The organism is Nostoc sp. DedQUE02 (assembly GCF_034531035.1).
GTDB lineage: Bacteria > Cyanobacteriota > Cyanobacteriia > Cyanobacteriales > Nostocaceae > Nostoc.
Genome location: NZ_JAVRBY020000004.1, coordinates 94893 through 112544, shown reverse-complemented (window position 1 = coordinate 112544; position 17652 = coordinate 94893). Strand labels below are relative to the sequence as shown.

At 42.0% G+C, this 17652-nt stretch carries 11 protein-coding genes; 5 read left to right on the top strand and 6 right to left on the bottom strand.

Translation table 11 applies throughout. The features are described 5' to 3' along the window. The first annotated feature begins 547 nt into the window (after nucleotides 1-547). The 3 genes from petH (at nucleotide 548) to RMX98_RS05865 (ending at nucleotide 3586) form a co-directional block, all read left to right on the top strand. Nucleotides 548-1861: a ferredoxin--NADP reductase gene (petH, locus tag RMX98_RS05875; protein WP_322678899.1), complete on the top strand. Its 1314-nt coding sequence runs from the start codon at nucleotides 548-550 to the stop codon at nucleotides 1859-1861. Nucleotides 1862-2026: 165 nt separating this feature from the next. Then, nucleotides 2027-3313 carry a homoserine dehydrogenase gene (locus tag RMX98_RS05870; RefSeq protein ID WP_322678818.1) on the top strand — a complete coding sequence of 429 codons (1287 nt, stop codon included), beginning with the start codon at nucleotides 2027-2029 and terminating at the stop codon, nucleotides 3311-3313. Nucleotides 3314-3370: 57 nt separating this feature from the next. After that, nucleotides 3371-3586 carry a hypothetical protein gene (locus RMX98_RS05865; RefSeq protein ID WP_322678819.1) on the top strand — a complete coding sequence of 72 codons (216 nt, stop codon included), beginning with the start codon at nucleotides 3371-3373 and terminating at the stop codon, nucleotides 3584-3586. 300 nt (nucleotides 3587-3886) lie between these two features. Here the strand turns inward: RMX98_RS05865 and RMX98_RS05860 are convergent, their stop codons facing one another. From RMX98_RS05860 to RMX98_RS05835, 6 genes are all read right to left on the bottom strand, one after another. Next, nucleotides 3887-7294 carry a filamentous hemagglutinin N-terminal domain-containing protein gene (locus tag RMX98_RS05860; RefSeq protein WP_322678820.1) on the bottom strand — a complete coding sequence of 1136 codons (3408 nt, stop codon included), beginning with the start codon at nucleotides 7292-7294 and terminating at the stop codon, nucleotides 3887-3889. 115 nt (nucleotides 7295-7409) lie between these two features. Further along, nucleotides 7410-10544: a filamentous hemagglutinin N-terminal domain-containing protein gene (locus RMX98_RS05855; RefSeq protein WP_322678821.1), complete on the bottom strand. Its 3135-nt coding sequence runs from the start codon at nucleotides 10542-10544 to the stop codon at nucleotides 7410-7412. A 166-nt stretch (nucleotides 10545-10710) separates the two neighbouring features. Further along, nucleotides 10711-11367 (bottom strand): DUF928 domain-containing protein, encoded by a 657-nt coding sequence (locus RMX98_RS05850; protein ID WP_322678822.1) that lies wholly within the window; start codon nucleotides 11365-11367, stop codon nucleotides 10711-10713. Between the two features lie 174 nt (nucleotides 11368-11541). Then, nucleotides 11542-13425 carry a CHASE2 domain-containing protein gene (locus RMX98_RS05845; protein ID WP_322678823.1) on the bottom strand — a complete coding sequence of 628 codons (1884 nt, stop codon included), beginning with the start codon at nucleotides 13423-13425 and terminating at the stop codon, nucleotides 11542-11544. 27 nt (nucleotides 13426-13452) lie between these two features. Beyond that, a complete protein-coding gene (locus RMX98_RS05840) occupies nucleotides 13453-14163 on the bottom strand; it encodes a response regulator transcription factor (protein ID WP_322678824.1) in 711 nt (236 codons plus the stop codon). Nucleotides 14164-14783: 620 nt separating this feature from the next. Next, a complete protein-coding gene (locus tag RMX98_RS05835) occupies nucleotides 14784-16499 on the bottom strand; it encodes a SpoIID/LytB domain-containing protein (RefSeq protein ID WP_322678825.1) in 1716 nt (571 codons plus the stop codon). A gap of 115 nt (nucleotides 16500-16614) precedes the next feature. Between RMX98_RS05835 and RMX98_RS05830 the strand changes: the two genes are divergently transcribed. Together RMX98_RS05830 and RMX98_RS05825 are read left to right on the top strand one after the other, a co-directional pair. Continuing rightward, a complete protein-coding gene (locus RMX98_RS05830; protein ID WP_194043156.1) occupies nucleotides 16615-16878 on the top strand; it encodes a ParB N-terminal domain-containing protein in 264 nt (87 codons plus the stop codon). Between the two features lie 186 nt (nucleotides 16879-17064). Further along, nucleotides 17065-17556 (top strand): Dps family protein, encoded by a 492-nt coding sequence (locus tag RMX98_RS05825; protein WP_322678826.1) that lies wholly within the window; start codon nucleotides 17065-17067, stop codon nucleotides 17554-17556. Nucleotides 17557-17652: the final 96 nt, after the last annotated feature.

Here is a 17652-nt window from a genome sequence, read left to right as displayed (position 1 = left end):
AGTTGTCCTAGTCATGTAATTATCCATAGATAGGTGATGAAAATAGCTAACAACATTCCAGGAGACTAGTAGATTTGGAGAAGTAAAACCAATCGAAACAAAACCTTCCTATCCTTGGCATTCTCCGATTTAAACCCCTGGAGTAAGCAAGTAGAAGGGTAGCTTTTGGAGGTAAACTGAGCGGTAGCTTCCACCAATCAAAGCAGCCCTCCGAGAATATCTGCTATTGTGAGTTGCTCATTCGGTACTAAGGTAAAAAGCTATCTCCCTAATGGGGGTGGTAGTAAACTAAAAAAAAATTAAATTGACTCATTATTAACATTCTCCACAAGACTTATCCTTTACCTTAGAAGATGAACAGGTGTGTTTTTTGCTATGCCTGCATGTCTTTGGTGAGTGTACTTAGCAAGGCATTAATTTAATGATGCCGTTTTTCCTTCAGGGCTAGTTTTGTGAAACGAAAATCCGGTAAACTAAAGCTGGCAAGGTAGGGGAATAGTTTTTTTTTTGAAAAACGGTTAAGTAAATTATCGGAGTGGTAGAACGAATGTACAATCAAGGTGCTGTTGAGGGTGCTGCCAACACAGAATTAGGTAGCCGCATCTTCCTTTATGAAGTGGTGGGTTTGCGTCAGAGCGAAGAAACTGATCAAACGAACTACCCAATTCGGAAAAGTGGCAGTGTGTTCATCAGAGTGCCTTACAACCGCATGAATCAAGAAATGCGACGTATCACTCGTCTAGGCGGCACAATTGTTAGCATCCAACCTGTAACTGCTCTAGAGCCAGTTAATGGTAAAGCCTCATTTGGGAATGCTACAAGCGTTGTCAGCGAGTTAGCGACATCTGGGGAAACTGCTGACAGTGAAGGGAATGGTAAAGCCACACCTGTGAATGCTCATAGTGCTGAAGAACAGAACAAGGACAAGAAAGGCAAAACCATGACTCAAGCGAAAGCCAAAAAAGACCACGGTGACGTACCTGTTAACACTTACCGTCCCAATGCTCCGTTTATTGGCAAGGTAATATCTAATGAACCACTAGTCAAAGAAGGCGGTATTGGTATTGTTCAACACCTGAAATTTGACCTATCTGGTAGTGATTTGAAGTATATAGAAGGTCAAAGTATTGGGATTATTCCACCAGGATTAGACAAGAACGGCAAGCCAGAAAAACTCAGACTATATTCCATCGCCTCAACTCGTCATGGCGATGATGTAGATGATAAGACAGTATCACTGTGCGTCCGCCAGTTGGAGTACAAGCACCCAGAGACTAGCGAAACAGTCTACGGTGTTTGTTCTACACACCTGTGTTTTCTTAAGCCAGGGGAAGAAGTGAAAATTACAGGGCCAGTGGGTAAGGAAATGTTGTTACCCGATGATCCCGAAGCTAATGTGATTATGTTGGCAACCGGAACAGGTATTGCGCCGATGCGGGCTTATCTGTGGCGTCAGTTTAAAGATGCAGAAAGAGCAGCTAACCCAGAATACCAATTTAAAGGATTCTCTTGGTTAATATTTGGGGTTCCCACAACTCCAAACCTCCTATATAAGGAAGAACTGGAAGAAATTCAACAAAAATATCCTGAGAACTTCCGCCTTACTGCTGCCATCAGCCGGGAACAGAAAAATCCCCAAGGCGGTAGAATGTATATCCAAGACCGCGTAGCGGAACATGCAGATGAATTGTGGCAATTGATTAAAAATGAAAAAACTCACACCTACATCTGCGGTTTGCGCGGTATGGAAGAAGGTATTGATGCAGCCTTAACTGCTGCTGCTGCTAAGGAAGGCGTAACCTGGAGTGCTTACCAGAAGGATCTCAAGAAAGCTCATCGCTGGCACGTAGAAACATACTAAATAGTCATTGGTCATTAGTCATTTGTACTGAGCGACTTGTACTGAGCGTAGTCGAAGTATTAGTTTTAGGCGAAAGACGAAGGACAAATGACAAAGGAAGCAGGATAATCAGTAGGTAGGGCAAACGCTCTACCTACAATTGTTATTGGTGAAATTGGGTGCAAAATGGGTGTGAAACTAGGAATACTGGGATTAGGCACCGTGGGAACGGGAACAGTGCAGTTGTTGCAAGATAGCGCTGGGCGTCACCCATTGTTGCAAGAGATAGAAATTTATCGGGTGGGAGTACGATCGCTAGATAAACCCCGTGCAGTAGAATTGTCTACGGAAGTTGTAACTACAGATTTAGAATCAATTGTCAACGATCCGGCGGTAGATATAGTTGTCGAGGTGATGGGTGGGTTGGAGCCGGCGCGATCGCTAATCCTGAAAGCTTTGAGTAATGGTAAGCATGTAGTCACCGCCAATAAAGCAGCGATCGCTCGCTTTGGGGCGGAAATTTTCACAACTGCTAATAAAGCTGGCGTATACGTCATGCTAGAAGCCGCCGTGGGTGGTGGTATTCCCGTGATTCAACCCTTGAAGCAGTCTTTAAGTGTTAACCGGATTCACACTGTAACCGGCATCGTGAACGGTACAACTAACTACATCCTGACACGGATGCAAACAGAAGGCAGCAACTTTAATGATGTCTTAGCTGATGCCCAGCGATTGGGTTATGCTGAGGCTGACCCCACAGCCGATGTCGATGGCTTAGACGCAGCCGATAAAATTGCCATCCTCGCATCATTAGGCTTTGGTGGACGCATCAACCTCCAAGATGTTTATACAGAGGGGATTCGGCAAGTGAGCAAAACAGATATTGCCTACGCCGAAAAATTGGGATTTGTGATTAAATTGTTAGCGATCGCTAAACGTGATACTCCCTCATCTCCCCTTTCCCTTAGAGTTCATCCCACCTTAGTGCCTCAAGACCACCCTCTGGCTAGCATCAACGGCGTTTATAATGCCATTCTTGTGGAAGGAGAACCAATCGGGCAGGTGATGTTTTTTGGCCCCGGTGCTGGTGCGGGTGCAACTGCTAGTGCTGTCACATCAGATATTTTGAATTTAGTTGCCGTCCTCAAAACCAATACAGCAGTTGCCAATCCATTATTAGCTTGTGGGCATCAGGAATATTGCCAAATTGCGCCGATGGCAGAATTGATAACTCGGTTTTACGCGCGTTTCCTCACCAATGACCAACCGGGAGTTATCGGGAAATTGGGTACTTGCTTTGGAAACTATGGCGTTAGCTTAGAGTCAATTGTTCAAACAGGCTTTCAAGGGGAACTAGCAGAGATTGTGGTTGTTACCCATGATGTGAGGGAAGGTAATTTTCGGCAAGCTTTGGCAGAAATTCGGGATTTGTCAGCGATTGAAAGCATTCCTAGTTTACTGCGTGTGCTTTGAGATGAGTCGGCGTAGCCAGCACTTCTCTACGAGACGCTCCGCGAACGGCTGCGCTCAGTGACCACCGTAGGCATCGCCGAAGTAACAAATGCGATCGCCAAATCAACAAATGCGAACACCGAAGTAACAAATGATATAGCAGGAGGCAGAAGGCAGTCTTGCTGGAGGCAGGAGGTAAAAGTATTACTATTCCTAGCCTTGAGGTTTTCAAAATGTCCTAACCTATGTGGCTACGGCCCCTCTTCTGTCACTCTCCGGGAGGGCGATCGCTAGAAGCCTGATGAGGCAATTAATACAAGCTATACTATTATAAAAAAATGGGTCTTGTATTTGTTGTTAGAAAATAATCGCGCAATCGCTTGCTATACAAAAGCTCTAGAATCCAGAAATGGCAAATGTTTTCGGAGAGTGACAGAAGAGGGATATAGGACTCATATTTGATTTCTGAAAAAACTCAGTACAACTAAGAAGCCTTTTTTCCTATTGCCTATTGCCTATTGCCTATTTTGTTAGCGGATAGCTAAGGTTTAGCCCATTCTGACTTCTGAATTCTTCTTCAAAGCTTCATACCCTTCACTGACATTCGCGACTGAGTACCAAGCGTCCATCAGCAAGTCGATAAAGCCCTTGAGGTTCAACTATTGCATCACCTTTTTTCCAAGTACGCGAGGTTGGTTCAATATTACGCACTTCACCAGTTGAATATACAGAAATTAATCCATCCCCTGGACTATTGCGTAAACCACCAGAACCAGTAATGAAGAATGTACCCCCTTGCTTGGAACTGCGCGAAACACAACTATTGGCGATGAGTGCATTAGTGTCGATAACATTTGGAAATGCTCCAGTAAAGCTATTTTGAATAGAAGTGGTATCAGGTGCGTTAATATTTGTTGTACCTGAAACGCCTAATTGAGAACTTGCAGTAATATCACTTTTTTCAGTTGGTTCTGGACGCGACTCGATACCGAAGATTCCTTGGGAGTTTATTTGAACTTTTCCACCGGAACCAGTGTATGCATTAGCGCTGATGTCGCTATTTTCTTCGGGGATCGCGACGATAAACTTAGAATTGATATTGATGTTACCGCCATTTCCACCAGCTTGGCTTCTACCTGCGGTGGTTGAAATTAAACCGCGATCGCGCAAAAATAATAAATCAGCGATATCGAGGTTGATGTCACCACCATTACCTGCATTTGTCAAAGAAGCGATCGCACTGCCTTTTCCCAGAATTTCCAGAAAATTAGCCTTAATTCTAATATTTCCAGCGTCACCCGTACCGAGGCTGCCGGAGAGAATTTCAGCATCATCACGCACAATCAGGCGATTGCTAGTAATATCTATATCGCCACCTTTACCATTAGCCCCTTCGTCAACTGATGATAGTAAGCCAGTTGCAGAACCAGTCAGGATAATGTTATTAGCTTTTACCGTTAAATTCCCCGCGTTTCCATTTCCTTGAGTTCCCGATGATATTTGGGATTCTTCTTGTATATTTAATAGTTGAGTTTTGATGCTGATATTGCCTGCGTTACCCTTCGCTTCACTGTCAACCTGAGTTCTAACGCTGCTACTTCCACGTAAATCAATTTGACTGGCATTAATCCCAATATTTCCCGCATTCCCTTGACCAAATGTAGAGGCAGAAATTCCTCCGTTATTGCTGAGGTTTAAGCGTCCTGTTGTAACATAAATGCTGCCACCAGAACCCATACCTCCAGTTTGCAATTCTGCAAATAAACCTGATCCTGCAAATGAGCCATCTAGTAGTTCTCCACCAACCCCGGTAATATCAATAGAATCTGCGGCATGAACCACCAAATTACCCCCCTGTCCCTTACCCCCTGTTAACACTGAGGTTGATATATTTCCACCATTACTCAACCGCAACCGTTCCGTGTCAATAGTTATCGTGCCACCCCGCACATCTGCATTACTTCTCAACACATCCGAGGATAAGTTACTTCTATAAAAAGTCCCCCCGAACCGAGACAGAATTTCTTGTGTTAGAGGATCGGACAAAATTTCTTCTGCACCAGCTTGATCTAGTCTAGCCAAAAACTGTTCTTTAGGTACCAAAACAAACCCATCGAATTCTACATCTTTGGCGCGGATGGTAATATTCCCAGCATTACCACTGCTTTGAGTGGATGTGGTGTCTATATGTCCTCCTTGACTGACAGTGACTCGCGGTGTTTCAATCGTTACATTACCTCCATTTCCTGAGCCAGAAAATGTACTGCTTGATACATAGCTAGAGAAACCGCTAATCTCTACGTATTCACTAGCTTTAATAAAAATGTTAGCTGCATTTGCACTGCTAAAAGTATCTGTACTCACATAACCCCCATCTTTGAGATTGAGTCGCTGGGTTTCAATAGTAATATCCCCTGCTGTTGCTTGAGTTTTACTTCCGCGTGGTGTAACAATAGCTGTAGATATCTGGCTTTGAGTTACCTCAACCGCATTCCGAGCCTGAATGGAAATAGAACCGACATTTCCACCACCAGATGTAAGTGCTGTCACTCCCCCTGTTGGGAAATTATTTTGGACTCGGAAAGTACCCGTTTCAATCCGCAGATTACCTGTTGAACCTGAACCAAAGCTTCCGAGTCCTAAAGAAGCTTGGTTAGTGATATTGACAGCATCTGTAGCTCGCACTGTCAAGTTTCCTGCATTACCTGCACCTCCAGATACAACAGAGGTAAAGCCACCATTGATGTTAACCGACTCAGTAGCATTTAAAGTCAGGTTCCCTCCATTGCCTTTACCACGAGTAGATGTAGAGATAATACCGCTATTCTGTCCATCTCCATCTCCGGTAATTGTGATTTTCCCGGCATTGATATTAACATCACCACCCGCACCTGTAGCAGAAGCGCTACTAGCAGATAAAATCTGACTACTGTTAGCGACAGTTACTGCATCGCTGGCTTGAATTTGAATATCACCACCCTTGGCTGCACCAGAAGTACCGCTTTGAATTCCAGAGTTGTTATCCAAACTAAGTTGATTTGCATTAATACCAATTGAGCCACCATTGCTACCGAAAAGAATGCCACCGTTTAGCCCAATTTTTCCGCCAAATAGTTCAATTGCACTATTGCCACTTGCAACGATGAAGCTACCATTCGTTAAATTGATGGGTGCGCGTCCGACATTTTCTGCGAAGTTAAAACCCAACGAGGAGTTATTAACATTCAGCCCAACAGTTGTATCTCTATCGACTGCGCCCAATTTCAGTTGTCCATTTTGAGTAAACAAAAAACTACCATCTAAGGCAATTTCACCGCCGATAAGTGCTAAAGTGCTACCAGAGCCAACATTCAAACCACTAATAATATTTCCCCGTAAATCTCGAATCAATGCTTGGCTAGTAATACTTCCGGGTTGCGAACCAAACTGCAAGCCAATTGGTACATTGATAGCCAATAACGGCGGTGCTTGGGGATTTGTAGCGCTAAACTCTACCCCATTGGGAAAGACTAAACTATTTGCTGTTGTTCCCAAAAAAGAACCTTGTATATCTAAACTGGCATTTTTACCAAACACAATGCCATTGGGATTTAGCAAAAACAAATTTGCATCACCTAATACTCCCAATCTCCCAAAAATATTTGATGAGTTACCACCAGTAACGCGAGAAAAGATATTTGTTATTCCCTGTGGATTGGCAAAATAAACGCCTCGACCAACGCCGACATTAAAATCTTGAAAGCTGTGAAATAGGTTCGTGCCACGAGCCGCACCGCCATCGATAATGTCATTTTTTTGATTAAAAGGAATGACTTGCGATCGCTCTTTTCCCAGGCTGTTATCGGGAGTTAACTGAGCAAAAGTAGGATGAATAGAAACTGCAATTACTCCCACGCATCCCAGCCATCCTGTGACAGCAAACCGCAAAATTTTCACCATAAACTCTGCACCTATGTTTGGTAATAATTGCCTATCTTGTGCTGGATGGATTTTAAAGGCCATTTTCGATATCAGTTAATAAAACTTTGACAATTGTCTCTCTTTCAGGTAACGTTAGCTGACACAACACTCGTGCCGATTTTAGAAAGCCTTTAAGCTTCTTATTAAGAGTTTTCTTTTAATGACATTCTCGACTGAGTATTAAACTTCCATCAGCAAGTTGATAAAGCCCTTGAGGTTCAACTATTGCATCGCCTTTTTTCCAAGTACGTGATATTGGTTCAACATTACGCACTTCACCAGTCGAATAATTTGAAATTAATCCATCCCCTGGACTATTACGTAAACCACCAGAACCAGTGATGAAAAATGTACTCTTTTGTTTGGAACTGCGAACAATGCAACTGTTAGCAATCAGTGCATTAGTATCGATGACATTTGGGGATAATCCGCTAAAGCTGTTTTGAATGGAACTGGTATCCGGTGCGTTAATATTTGTTATACCTGAAACACCTAATTCGGAACTTGCAGTAATATCGCTTTTTTCGGTTGGTTTTGGACGTGACTCGATACCGAAGATACCTTGCGAGTTGATTTGGACTCTTCCACCGGAACCAGTGTATGCATTAGCCTTAATGTCGCTGTTTTCTTTAGGGATGGCGACGATGAATTTAGAATTGATATTGATGTTACCGCCATCGCCACCAGCTTGGTTTATCCCTGCGGTAGTTGAAATGAAAGCGCCATCACGTAACAGTAATAAATTAGCGATATTGAGGTTTATGTCACCACCATTACCTGCGTTCGTTGAAGAAGCGATCGCACTGAGTTTACCAATAATTTTCAGAACATTAGCATTAATTTTAATATTTCCAGCGTCACCCGTACCGAGGCTGCCGGAGATAATTTGGGCATTATCACTTATATCAAGTTTATTAGTAGTAATATCTATATCACCACCTTTACCGTTAGCCCGTTCGTAAACTGATGATGTTATACCAGTTAATAACTCGCTATCTAAACCGCCTAAATCAATTTGCTCGGCATTAATCGTAATATTTCCGGCATTGCCTTGATTAAGCGTGGAAGCAGAAATTTGTCCGCCATTGCTGAGGTTTAAGCGTCCTGTTGTCACATCAATGTTGCCCGCAGAACCAATTCCTCCCGTTTGTAAATCGGCAAATAAACCTGATGAACCATTTGGTCGTTCTAGTCCAACCCCAGTAATATCAATAGAATTATTGGCATGAACCACCAAATTACCTCCTTGCCCCCGTCCCCCTAAAACTGAGGTTGATATGTTTCCCCCATTACTCAACCGTAAATTTTCTGTGTCAATCGTTATCGTGCCACCTTTAACATCTGCATTACTTCCAAACACTTGCGAAGATAAGTCACTGATATCAGGAAGACCCTGGAATCGAGACATACCGCCGTCCACTTCTACATTTTTGGCACGGATAATAATATTCCCGGCATTACCACTGCTTTGAGTGGATGAGGTGTCTATATGTCCTCCTTCAGTTAGAGAGAGTTGAGGCGTTTTTATAATTACATTGCCACCATTTCCTGAGCCAAGAAAAGTGTCACTTGATATATAGCTTCCTTGAGTTAGGGAAAGTCGAGGTGTTTCAATTGTTATATTGCCACCATTCCCTGAACCGTAAGTGTTACTTGATATATCACTACCGCTAATATCTATTTGTTCACTAGCTTTAATAGAAATGTTAGCTGCATTTGCATTACTCAAGGTAGTCGTACTAATATCACTCCTATCTTTGAGATTGAGTCGCTGGGTTTCAATGGTGATATCCCCGACTTTTGCTGGAGTTGTACCTCCAACTGGTAGAAAAACACCTGTAGATATATTACCTTGAGTCACCTCAACCGCATTCTGAGCATGAATAAAAATAGAACCGACATTTCCACTACCAGATGCAAGTACTCCCATTACACTTGTTGGAAAATTATTTTGAACTCGCAAAGTGCCTGTTTCAATCCGCAGATTTCCTGTTGAACCGGAACTCGAACTAGAGAGTAGTAAATCACCTTGGTTAGTAATATTTAGAGCATCTTTAGCTCGCACAATTAAGTTTCCCGCATTGCCTACACCACTAGTACCAATCAGAGCAAGGCCACCATTGAAGTTAACAGATTCCGTAGCATTAAAAGTAAGATTTCCTCCATTACCTTTACCACCGCTAAGTGTAGAGATATAACTGCTGTTTTCTGGTGTTCCATCTCCGGTAATTGTGATTTTCCCAGCATTGATAGTAAGATCACCACCCGCACCGATATCATTGCTGCTAGAAAAAATCCGACTGCCGTTAGCGAGAGTTACTGCATCGCTGGCTTGAATTTGAATATCACCACCCTTAGCTGCACCAGTAGTAGCGCTCAAAATTCTAGCACTGTTGTCTAAATTCAATTGAGTCGCATCAACAACAATTGAGCCGCCATTGAAACTAAATAGATACGAAAGAGTTCCGTTTAAGGCGATTTTTCCGCCAAATAACTCAATTGCACTATTTTCACCTGTAGCGATAATTCTTCCATTTGTTAAGTTGATGGGTGCGCGTCCGACATTTTCTGGTAAATTAAAACCCAATGAGGAGCCATCAACATTCAACCCAACGGTTGTATCTCCACTGACTGCTGCCAATTTTATTTGTCCATTTTGAGTAAACAAATAACTACCATCTAAGGCAATTTCACCGCCCAGAAGTGCTAGGGTGCTACCAGAGCCAACATACAAGGCATTAACTGCTTTGTTAGTAATATTTCCGGGTTGCGAACCAGACTGTAAACCAATTGGGACATTGATAGTCAGCAACGGCGGTGCTTGGGGATTTGTGGCGCTAAATTCTACTGCATTAGGAAACACTAAACTATTTGCTGTTGTCCCCAAAAAAGAACCTTGCAAATCCAAACTGGCATTTTTACCAAATACAATGCCATTGGGATTTAGCAAAAACAAATTTGCATTACCTAATACCCCCAAGTTTCCAAAGATATTCGATGAGTTTCCACCAGTAACGCGAGAAAAGATATTTGTTATTCCTTGCGGATTGGCGAAATAAACACCTCGGCCATCACCGACGTTAAAATTTTGAAAACTGTGAAATAGATTAGTACCACGAGTCGCACCGCCCTCTATCCGGTCATTGTTTGGATTAAAAGGAATGACTTGCGATCGCTCTTTTCCCAGGCTATTATCGGGAGTTAACTGAGCAAAAGTAGGATGAATAGAAACTGCAACTGCTCCCACGCACCCCAGCCATCCTGTGACAGCAAACCACCAAATTTTCATCATTATTCTGCATACTATTTCTATAGCGGTTCTTAGTTGTCTAATACAGACCTAAACCCCAGCCCCAACGCTACAAGGGTTGGGGAGGGGAGTAAGATTCAAAGCCTCTCTCCTTTTAGGAGAGAGGTTTGGAGAAAGATCAAAATGTATTGCAGCCAAATGAAAACTACTATATTCTTTCGTTAGCAATTTTCTGGAGGTATTCGATTCGTTGCTGAATATTTTTTTTATCTACGTTGTTACCCGTGAGTATTTCAGACTGTGCAAGTTCTTTAACCAAAGTTGCTCCAGTTTGCCCCAGTTTACCATTACTGCTTCCTTCCAATGCCTTTTCTAATGCTTCATACCACAGTTCATTTTCAGCATAATAATTTACGCTTTCTGGAATGCTAGTAAATTTGTTCTTAGCAAGTGATTGAGAATTTGTGACGGTAAATTCTGCGCGTCTAATAATCGTGTCGTTTTCACAGTCAATTGCAATTTGCCATAAATATGTTTTACCCACTGTGAGTTCGGGGTAATCTAGGGGAAGTTTTAACTTGTTAATCCCGACTATTGTAGGTATTTCTTTAACTTGCCCAATTTGTTTAACGGTGTTGGCTGAATCAAATTCAAACAATCGGAATCGCGCATTTTGGGAACTTGACATATACCAAGCTAACATTGGACGTGTGGAAGCAGTTTTACCGACAAATGTCTGAGGTGCAAGCTGCGTCAGTGGTATCCCGTTAGTTGCACATCCACGTGAACCACCCGCACGAGAATTTCCGCTAGCTGGTTTGCGATCGCGTGGTTTAAACTGAGCAAATGCAGGGATTGCGGTCATCAGGAAAACTCCTCCCACAACCAAGCTTGTAAGTCTGCGCTGATTTCGCCAAAATGCAAAATTTTGATGATTCATGATAAATGCGATGGTAAATGCTGTTGATTGTATGGTTCTCTAAAACTTTTGCAGAAGAATTTAGAATCAATTAGTAGAAGATCATTGATTGATAATTCATCATTCTTTCATAGGTGTCCAACTCAGTTCGCACATCGTCCCGCGAGGAGAAAGCGACTCGCGGCGAAACTCTCCTCCTAATTGTTTAGCAAGCGTTTTAAAATATTTTGTGCCTTTATTTTCTATCTTTGATTTAATCCCCGAACCGTTATCTTTCACCGATAACTTGTATTTATTTGCACTATAAATGCCTGATGCTTGAACGCGCTTGACGGCTTGGGCATGTTTACCGACATTACATAGAGCTTCTTCTAAAAATAGACATATCCCCCGTTTATGTTCTATATTTAAATATTTATCATCAATCGGCTCAAAATTGCGGATTTTTACTTTTAATGTTTTAAAATTTTCAAAATCTTTACGCTCTAAGGTGCTTGAATAAACTTCATATAATAAATCGTGAAGTGGTCGGTTCAATTCGAGTATTAATCCGCTACCTAAACGTAAACTCTCTTCTTTTGTTAAGGCTTCGAGTTTGAGAAACTCGCCAATTTCCCGAATTTCTCGATCAAGCTTTTCAAATTGCCCAATTAGTTGTTCGTAGGGAATATCTTTAGCACGCAGATGCTTTAATCCATAAGCAAGAGTTTGTAAAGGGCCATTATGAATTACGGTAAAAGTGTGTTGAATCGTGTTTTGACGTTCGTTAATTTGCGATCGCAAGAATTTATCATGCTGGTAAAATGCAAAAGCACTCAAACCAACTCCATTCACAGCCAATATCAGCAAACTAGGTGCTAGAGGAATCCATATACCCCATAGCCACAGCATCAGATAGCCACAGCTAAATAGACAAAATCCCGCTACACCAACACTAAGTAGATTTCTCCAAACAGATTGGGTCAGCCGTCCGATCACAATCGGCAGAAAACCCCAAATAAAGATCCATGTGTATTCTTCTATATCTCCCCAACTGTGCAACATTGGGCGATTATCAATTACACTACTAAGGATTTGACTGATTGCATGAGCGTGATAGTCAATGCCATAAATTTGGCCGTTTAATTTTAAGTTTGGTAAAGCAGATGTATAAAAAATATCGCCAGCGCTCATGTTGCGGTTGCCAACTAACACAATGCGATCGCGCAATAATTTGGCATTAACTTGACTATTGAAAATATCGCGCAGCGACACAACATGAAAAGGCTGATAATTATTGCGGAAGTTCATCAAAATTGACAATCCCCCATCATCAACACGAACATATCCGCCAAAATTAGTTGTGATTCGGGGTAATTCAAGGTTACGGAATCTGATTGTATTTGGGTCATTTTTCCCCGTTTCTAACTCAAATCCTTTTGCTTTTAAGTATTTATTTACTAAATGCAAGGCTAGAGAATATTTATCTTCTTGATTATTTTTTGGGTTTGTTGTAAATAACAAATAGCGTCGATTTTTACTATCCTGATCATTAAATAAATCGATAAATCCAACTCGTTCCGGTGGTAAAGTCTGGGGTAGAGAAGTTTCTCCAGGTGGTAATATTTTTTGAATGCCGATAATATTAGTATTTTTCTGTAATACCTGGGCGAGTTGTTCACCACCAGGTTCAACAGGAACATTTTTGAAGATATCCAGCCCAATAGCTAGCGGTTTATAAGTTTCCAGCTTGGTAATTAACTCTGCAATCTTTTGATCTGGAACGGGATATTGCTTAACCCATTCAATATCCGTTTCATCGATACCCACAATCACTACACGTTCATCAGGCTTTTCTAACGGACGCAGACGTAACATAGTATCTAGAAGCATCCATTCCCCAAATTGCATTCCTCCAGCTATACGTATCAATATCACCACAAGCAGTACCATTATCCCAGGAGGTGCAGCCTGTGACCACAACCCAATTTCTTTGCGAATGTGATTCCAGATTCTCCTTTTCATGTAGCTTTCGGATTAATTTTCCCAGTATTAATCAATTAAACCTTCTTCACGGGAGCGAATTTCGGTTTGGATGCGAATATTTTTACCAGTTTGCTTGCAGTCTTCAGGATATACTCCTAACACATCCTGAATCTTCGTCCAGTAAGTACGTACTGCTCTTTCAGATTTATACATTCGATCGGCGATCGCTTTATCTGTCAAACTCTCTTCAAAAGCCAAGTGCAACACTTCCAACCATTCCGGTTTGAGTTCGATCCCTGTTTTGATGTCTTTGGTGTGAGTTGCACCGTGAAGGGCCAAATTAACCCGCATTAGCATTTGATCTTCGGGTAATCCTTTGTCTGCGATCGCAAATCCACCTTGATGATTATCAATCTCGTGTTTAATCCGAATTAACGCTTTCACATAACTAGTTTGCACCATGAAATTCTGATGAGGATATTTTTGGAGCAAAATTTGCAACAGCTTAATTCCGGTATCAATTTCTGCTGTCTCTCCTTGCTGATCGGGAATTGATAAATCCATCATAATCAGGTCAAACTGATAAAGTTTCAGTTGAGCAAGTGTCTCTTTTCCCGTCTGAGCCTTAATAATAGCAGCTTCGGGATACTCTCGACTTAATACATCAAGAGTACCAGTCAAAATTAATTGATGGTCATCGACAACAAGAATACCCAGTTTTTTTTCCACTGGTAAATGCCCATAAACTTGATGTTCTTTCAAACTTATCTGTACCATATTGTTACCTATATTCATCCAAATTGAAAGTTTTTTTAAGCTTGACTAAAAATCCCTTCCTTTGTGATATTTACCTTGAGAGTCATATTTTGCACCTTTTAGCCTTAACTTCAATCATTGAAGTCTGCCCTTATTTTAATTGGAGATAAATTTTCAAGCTATGCAGAAAAGTGCAAATTTAAATATGTGATCCCATTTTGGATTGGCAATCGTCTTGATGCCTCTGGCTTAGTGTGAATTCATCTGATGTCCGCATAATTAGTTATGATTCCCACAGTCATTAGACCTCTTGGTAAAAGGGGAAGGTGGGGTCCCAATACTTTTCGGGTTTTGGGGGAAAGGGGAAAGGGGAAAGGGAAAGGTTTTAATTCACCTTTCCCCCTTACCCTTTAACCTTTTCCCAGACCAAAAGAGAGATTGTTAGGCTTATCCGAACCGCATTACATCGACCTGTAAAAATTAACCGTAAGCGAAACCCAACAAAGCAATTTTTCACACAGCCAAGCATATTGATTTATGTAGACGCAAAGCTGCTTTTTGCAGGGTATTGCCTCTATCGTAAAATCATTCTTTTCGGCTATTGTTTGCGTAAGTCCGATTCAAAATGAACGAGGTTTCGCTTAAGGCTTAATCTCTTGACTGAGAATTTTAATTTGAGTACCAGGATAGTAAAATTGGAGAATTTTTGGACTTGACCAACCTAGTTTCGCTAAATTTTGAGCGCCAGTTTGACTTAAGCCGACTCCATGTCCTAATCCACCACCAATAAAAGCGTATCCCCAGAGTTCGGTTTTTCCTTTATTCAGGGGTTCTAGGTAAAAAAGCGTACTTGTGGGAGCTGCAAAGGCACTGCGAACTTCGTCTTTGTGGAGAATAAAGGTGCTGTGATCGGTTTTAACCGCGAGTTCAAGGATACGTCCACTCTGGCTTCGCTTGACTACTGCCATAGCTTGAATTGTCTTAAATTTGGCATGGGGACTATTTTTCACGCGCAAAAATTTCTGCAAGTCCTTGATAATATCCTTTAAAGGAGTTTCCTTGTGCCAACGAAACAGATCCCACTTGCTTTCATTAAATCCTTGTTGCGTATTAATAAATTTTTGGAAGTTTTTTTCATCTGCTAAACTCTGTTTAGATAAGTCCCAAAAATTAGTTGCAGCATCCAGTACAGGGCGCAGATAAGGACGATCGTCGCCATTCCAGACATCGCTAAATGAGGCGGTGACACCACCTGTGGTGGAAGAATACAAGGCATCTACTAGTTCATTTTTATAAGTTAGGACTTTACCTCTAGTTGAGGCGATCGCTTGGTCTGTTTTGGCAGCTGCTCCCTTTAGCCCATAATAAACTTGGCAGTGAGTATCAGCACATAGCTGATAATTATCTGCGGCAAACCTACGTAAATTTCTCAAAGCATAAGTCCGGGCGAGAATTGCTTGGGCTTCTAGCGCCGCTTTTGGTGCATCTGTGCCGATTTCGTAAGGCACAACTCCACGCAAATAAGTTTCTAAGGGTACTTGATTAACTAGAGTGTATGTGCCATAGGCATTTGGCTGCAAATTCAACCGACCGGCATAAAGACGAGCAAATTCTTGTTTTTCGCTTTTATTCACCCGAATCAAGTTTTTATCAGTGCTAATTTCCAACTGATTCGGGCTATAGCGATTACCATCCACCACCCAACTCACTCGCGGCACTTGTTTCAAAATTTTAGTATCAATATATACTTTATCTTTGGTAGAAGCTTGGATGTTCTGCAATAACAAGCGTCGCAATAAAGGAGTGCTGTAAACATCTCGTTTTGCCCACACCTGCCAGCGTTCTGGCTGGGCGACTTCCACTTCCATTCCCTGAGAACGCCATTTTTTAGCACTGTCTTCCGCAGTTTCAAAAGTGCGGTATGTGCCCAAAACTACCACTTCTTCGACTGCTGACTGGGGTAAAGCTTGCATGACTGTTTCTAGCTTTACAGGATTTTTAGTAAACAGGATTTGCTGCTTGTTGCCTGCTTGAAATTTTAGCTTTAAGCGATCGCCTTTGATGGGTTCTAGTTGCAGTTTGGCTGTAGGTTGATCGCCAAATCGCTGCACAATCCCAATTTTCAGTTCTATATCCTGAATGTTGCTCTCAGGCCCTGATGCAGCAGTCAGTCCCAATAGACAAAATGTTGTCACCACAGTGTGGGAAATACGCCAAAACGAAAATTTCATGGCTACCTGATAGCGAACCGATAGCGAACCGATAGCGAAGTGTCTCGTAGAGAGCATCTTCTGCCCCTTAGTGCGTCGTTGGAGCTGATTTTCCAATTGCTTTGTAGCGCGGTTTTTTTGTCGCATGAATGCTCCAATGATACCATTACCAGTTTTGCTCCAAATACTAGTTGCAAAACGAAGTCATTATGACTATGATTTAGTTAGAGACATAAAACAGAACTAGTTGGAAAAACTCTTTATGGTTAGAGTCCAAGAAATTCCATTAAATCAGATAAAACGGCCATTGCCCCGTACAAACGATCCAAATAAAGTGCAAGCTTTAATGGAATCGATTGCGGAGATTGGGCAGCAAGAACCGATTGATGTCCTAGAAGTAGATGGACAATATTATGGCTTTTCTGGTTGCCATCGGTATGAAGCTTGCCAGCGTTTAGGCAAAGAAACCGTTTTAGCCAGAGTTCGTAAAGCACCCCGTAGCGTTTTAAAGATGCACTTGGCATAGAGAATGGGAATGGGGGGATGAGGGAGCAGGGGAGCAGGGGAAAAGGTTAAAGGTTAAAGGGAAAAGGAATAAATTTAATCTTTCCCCTTTTCCCCTTACCCTTTCCCCTTACCCCATGCCCCATGTCCCATGTCCCATGCCTAATTCCCAATCCCCAATTACATATAACCTAATTAGGAGAAAATTATGTCATCGAAAGTAACAGTCAAAAATGTAAATATCGGCATTGACGAGGCCAGTAGGGCTAAAATTGCCGAGGGTTTATCTCGCCTGTTGGCTGACACTTATACACTTTATCTGAAAACTCATAACTTCCATTGGAATGTAACAGGGCCAATGTTCCAAACATTGCATTTGATGTTTGAGACCCAGTATACAGAATTAGCCTTAGCAGTTGATTTAATTGCAGAGAGAATTAGAGCGCTTGGCTATCCCGCACCAGGAACTTACAGCGAATACGCCAAACTAAGTTCGATTCCAGAAACTCCCGGAGTTCCTAAGGCTGGAGAAATGATCGGCTTACTTGTGGAAGGACAAGAAGCTGTAGTCAGAACTGCACGGTCTATTTTTCCCGTGCTAGAGGAAGTTAACGACGAACCTACCGCCGATTTATTGACTCAGCGAATGCAAGTACATGAAAAGACAGCTTGGATGTTGAGAAGTTTACTGGAAGAATAGGAATAGGAACGGGGACTAGGGGCTGGGGGTTAGGAACTGGAGATTGGGGACTAGGAACTAAAAACTTAATTTTCTTGCCAATACCCAATAACCAGT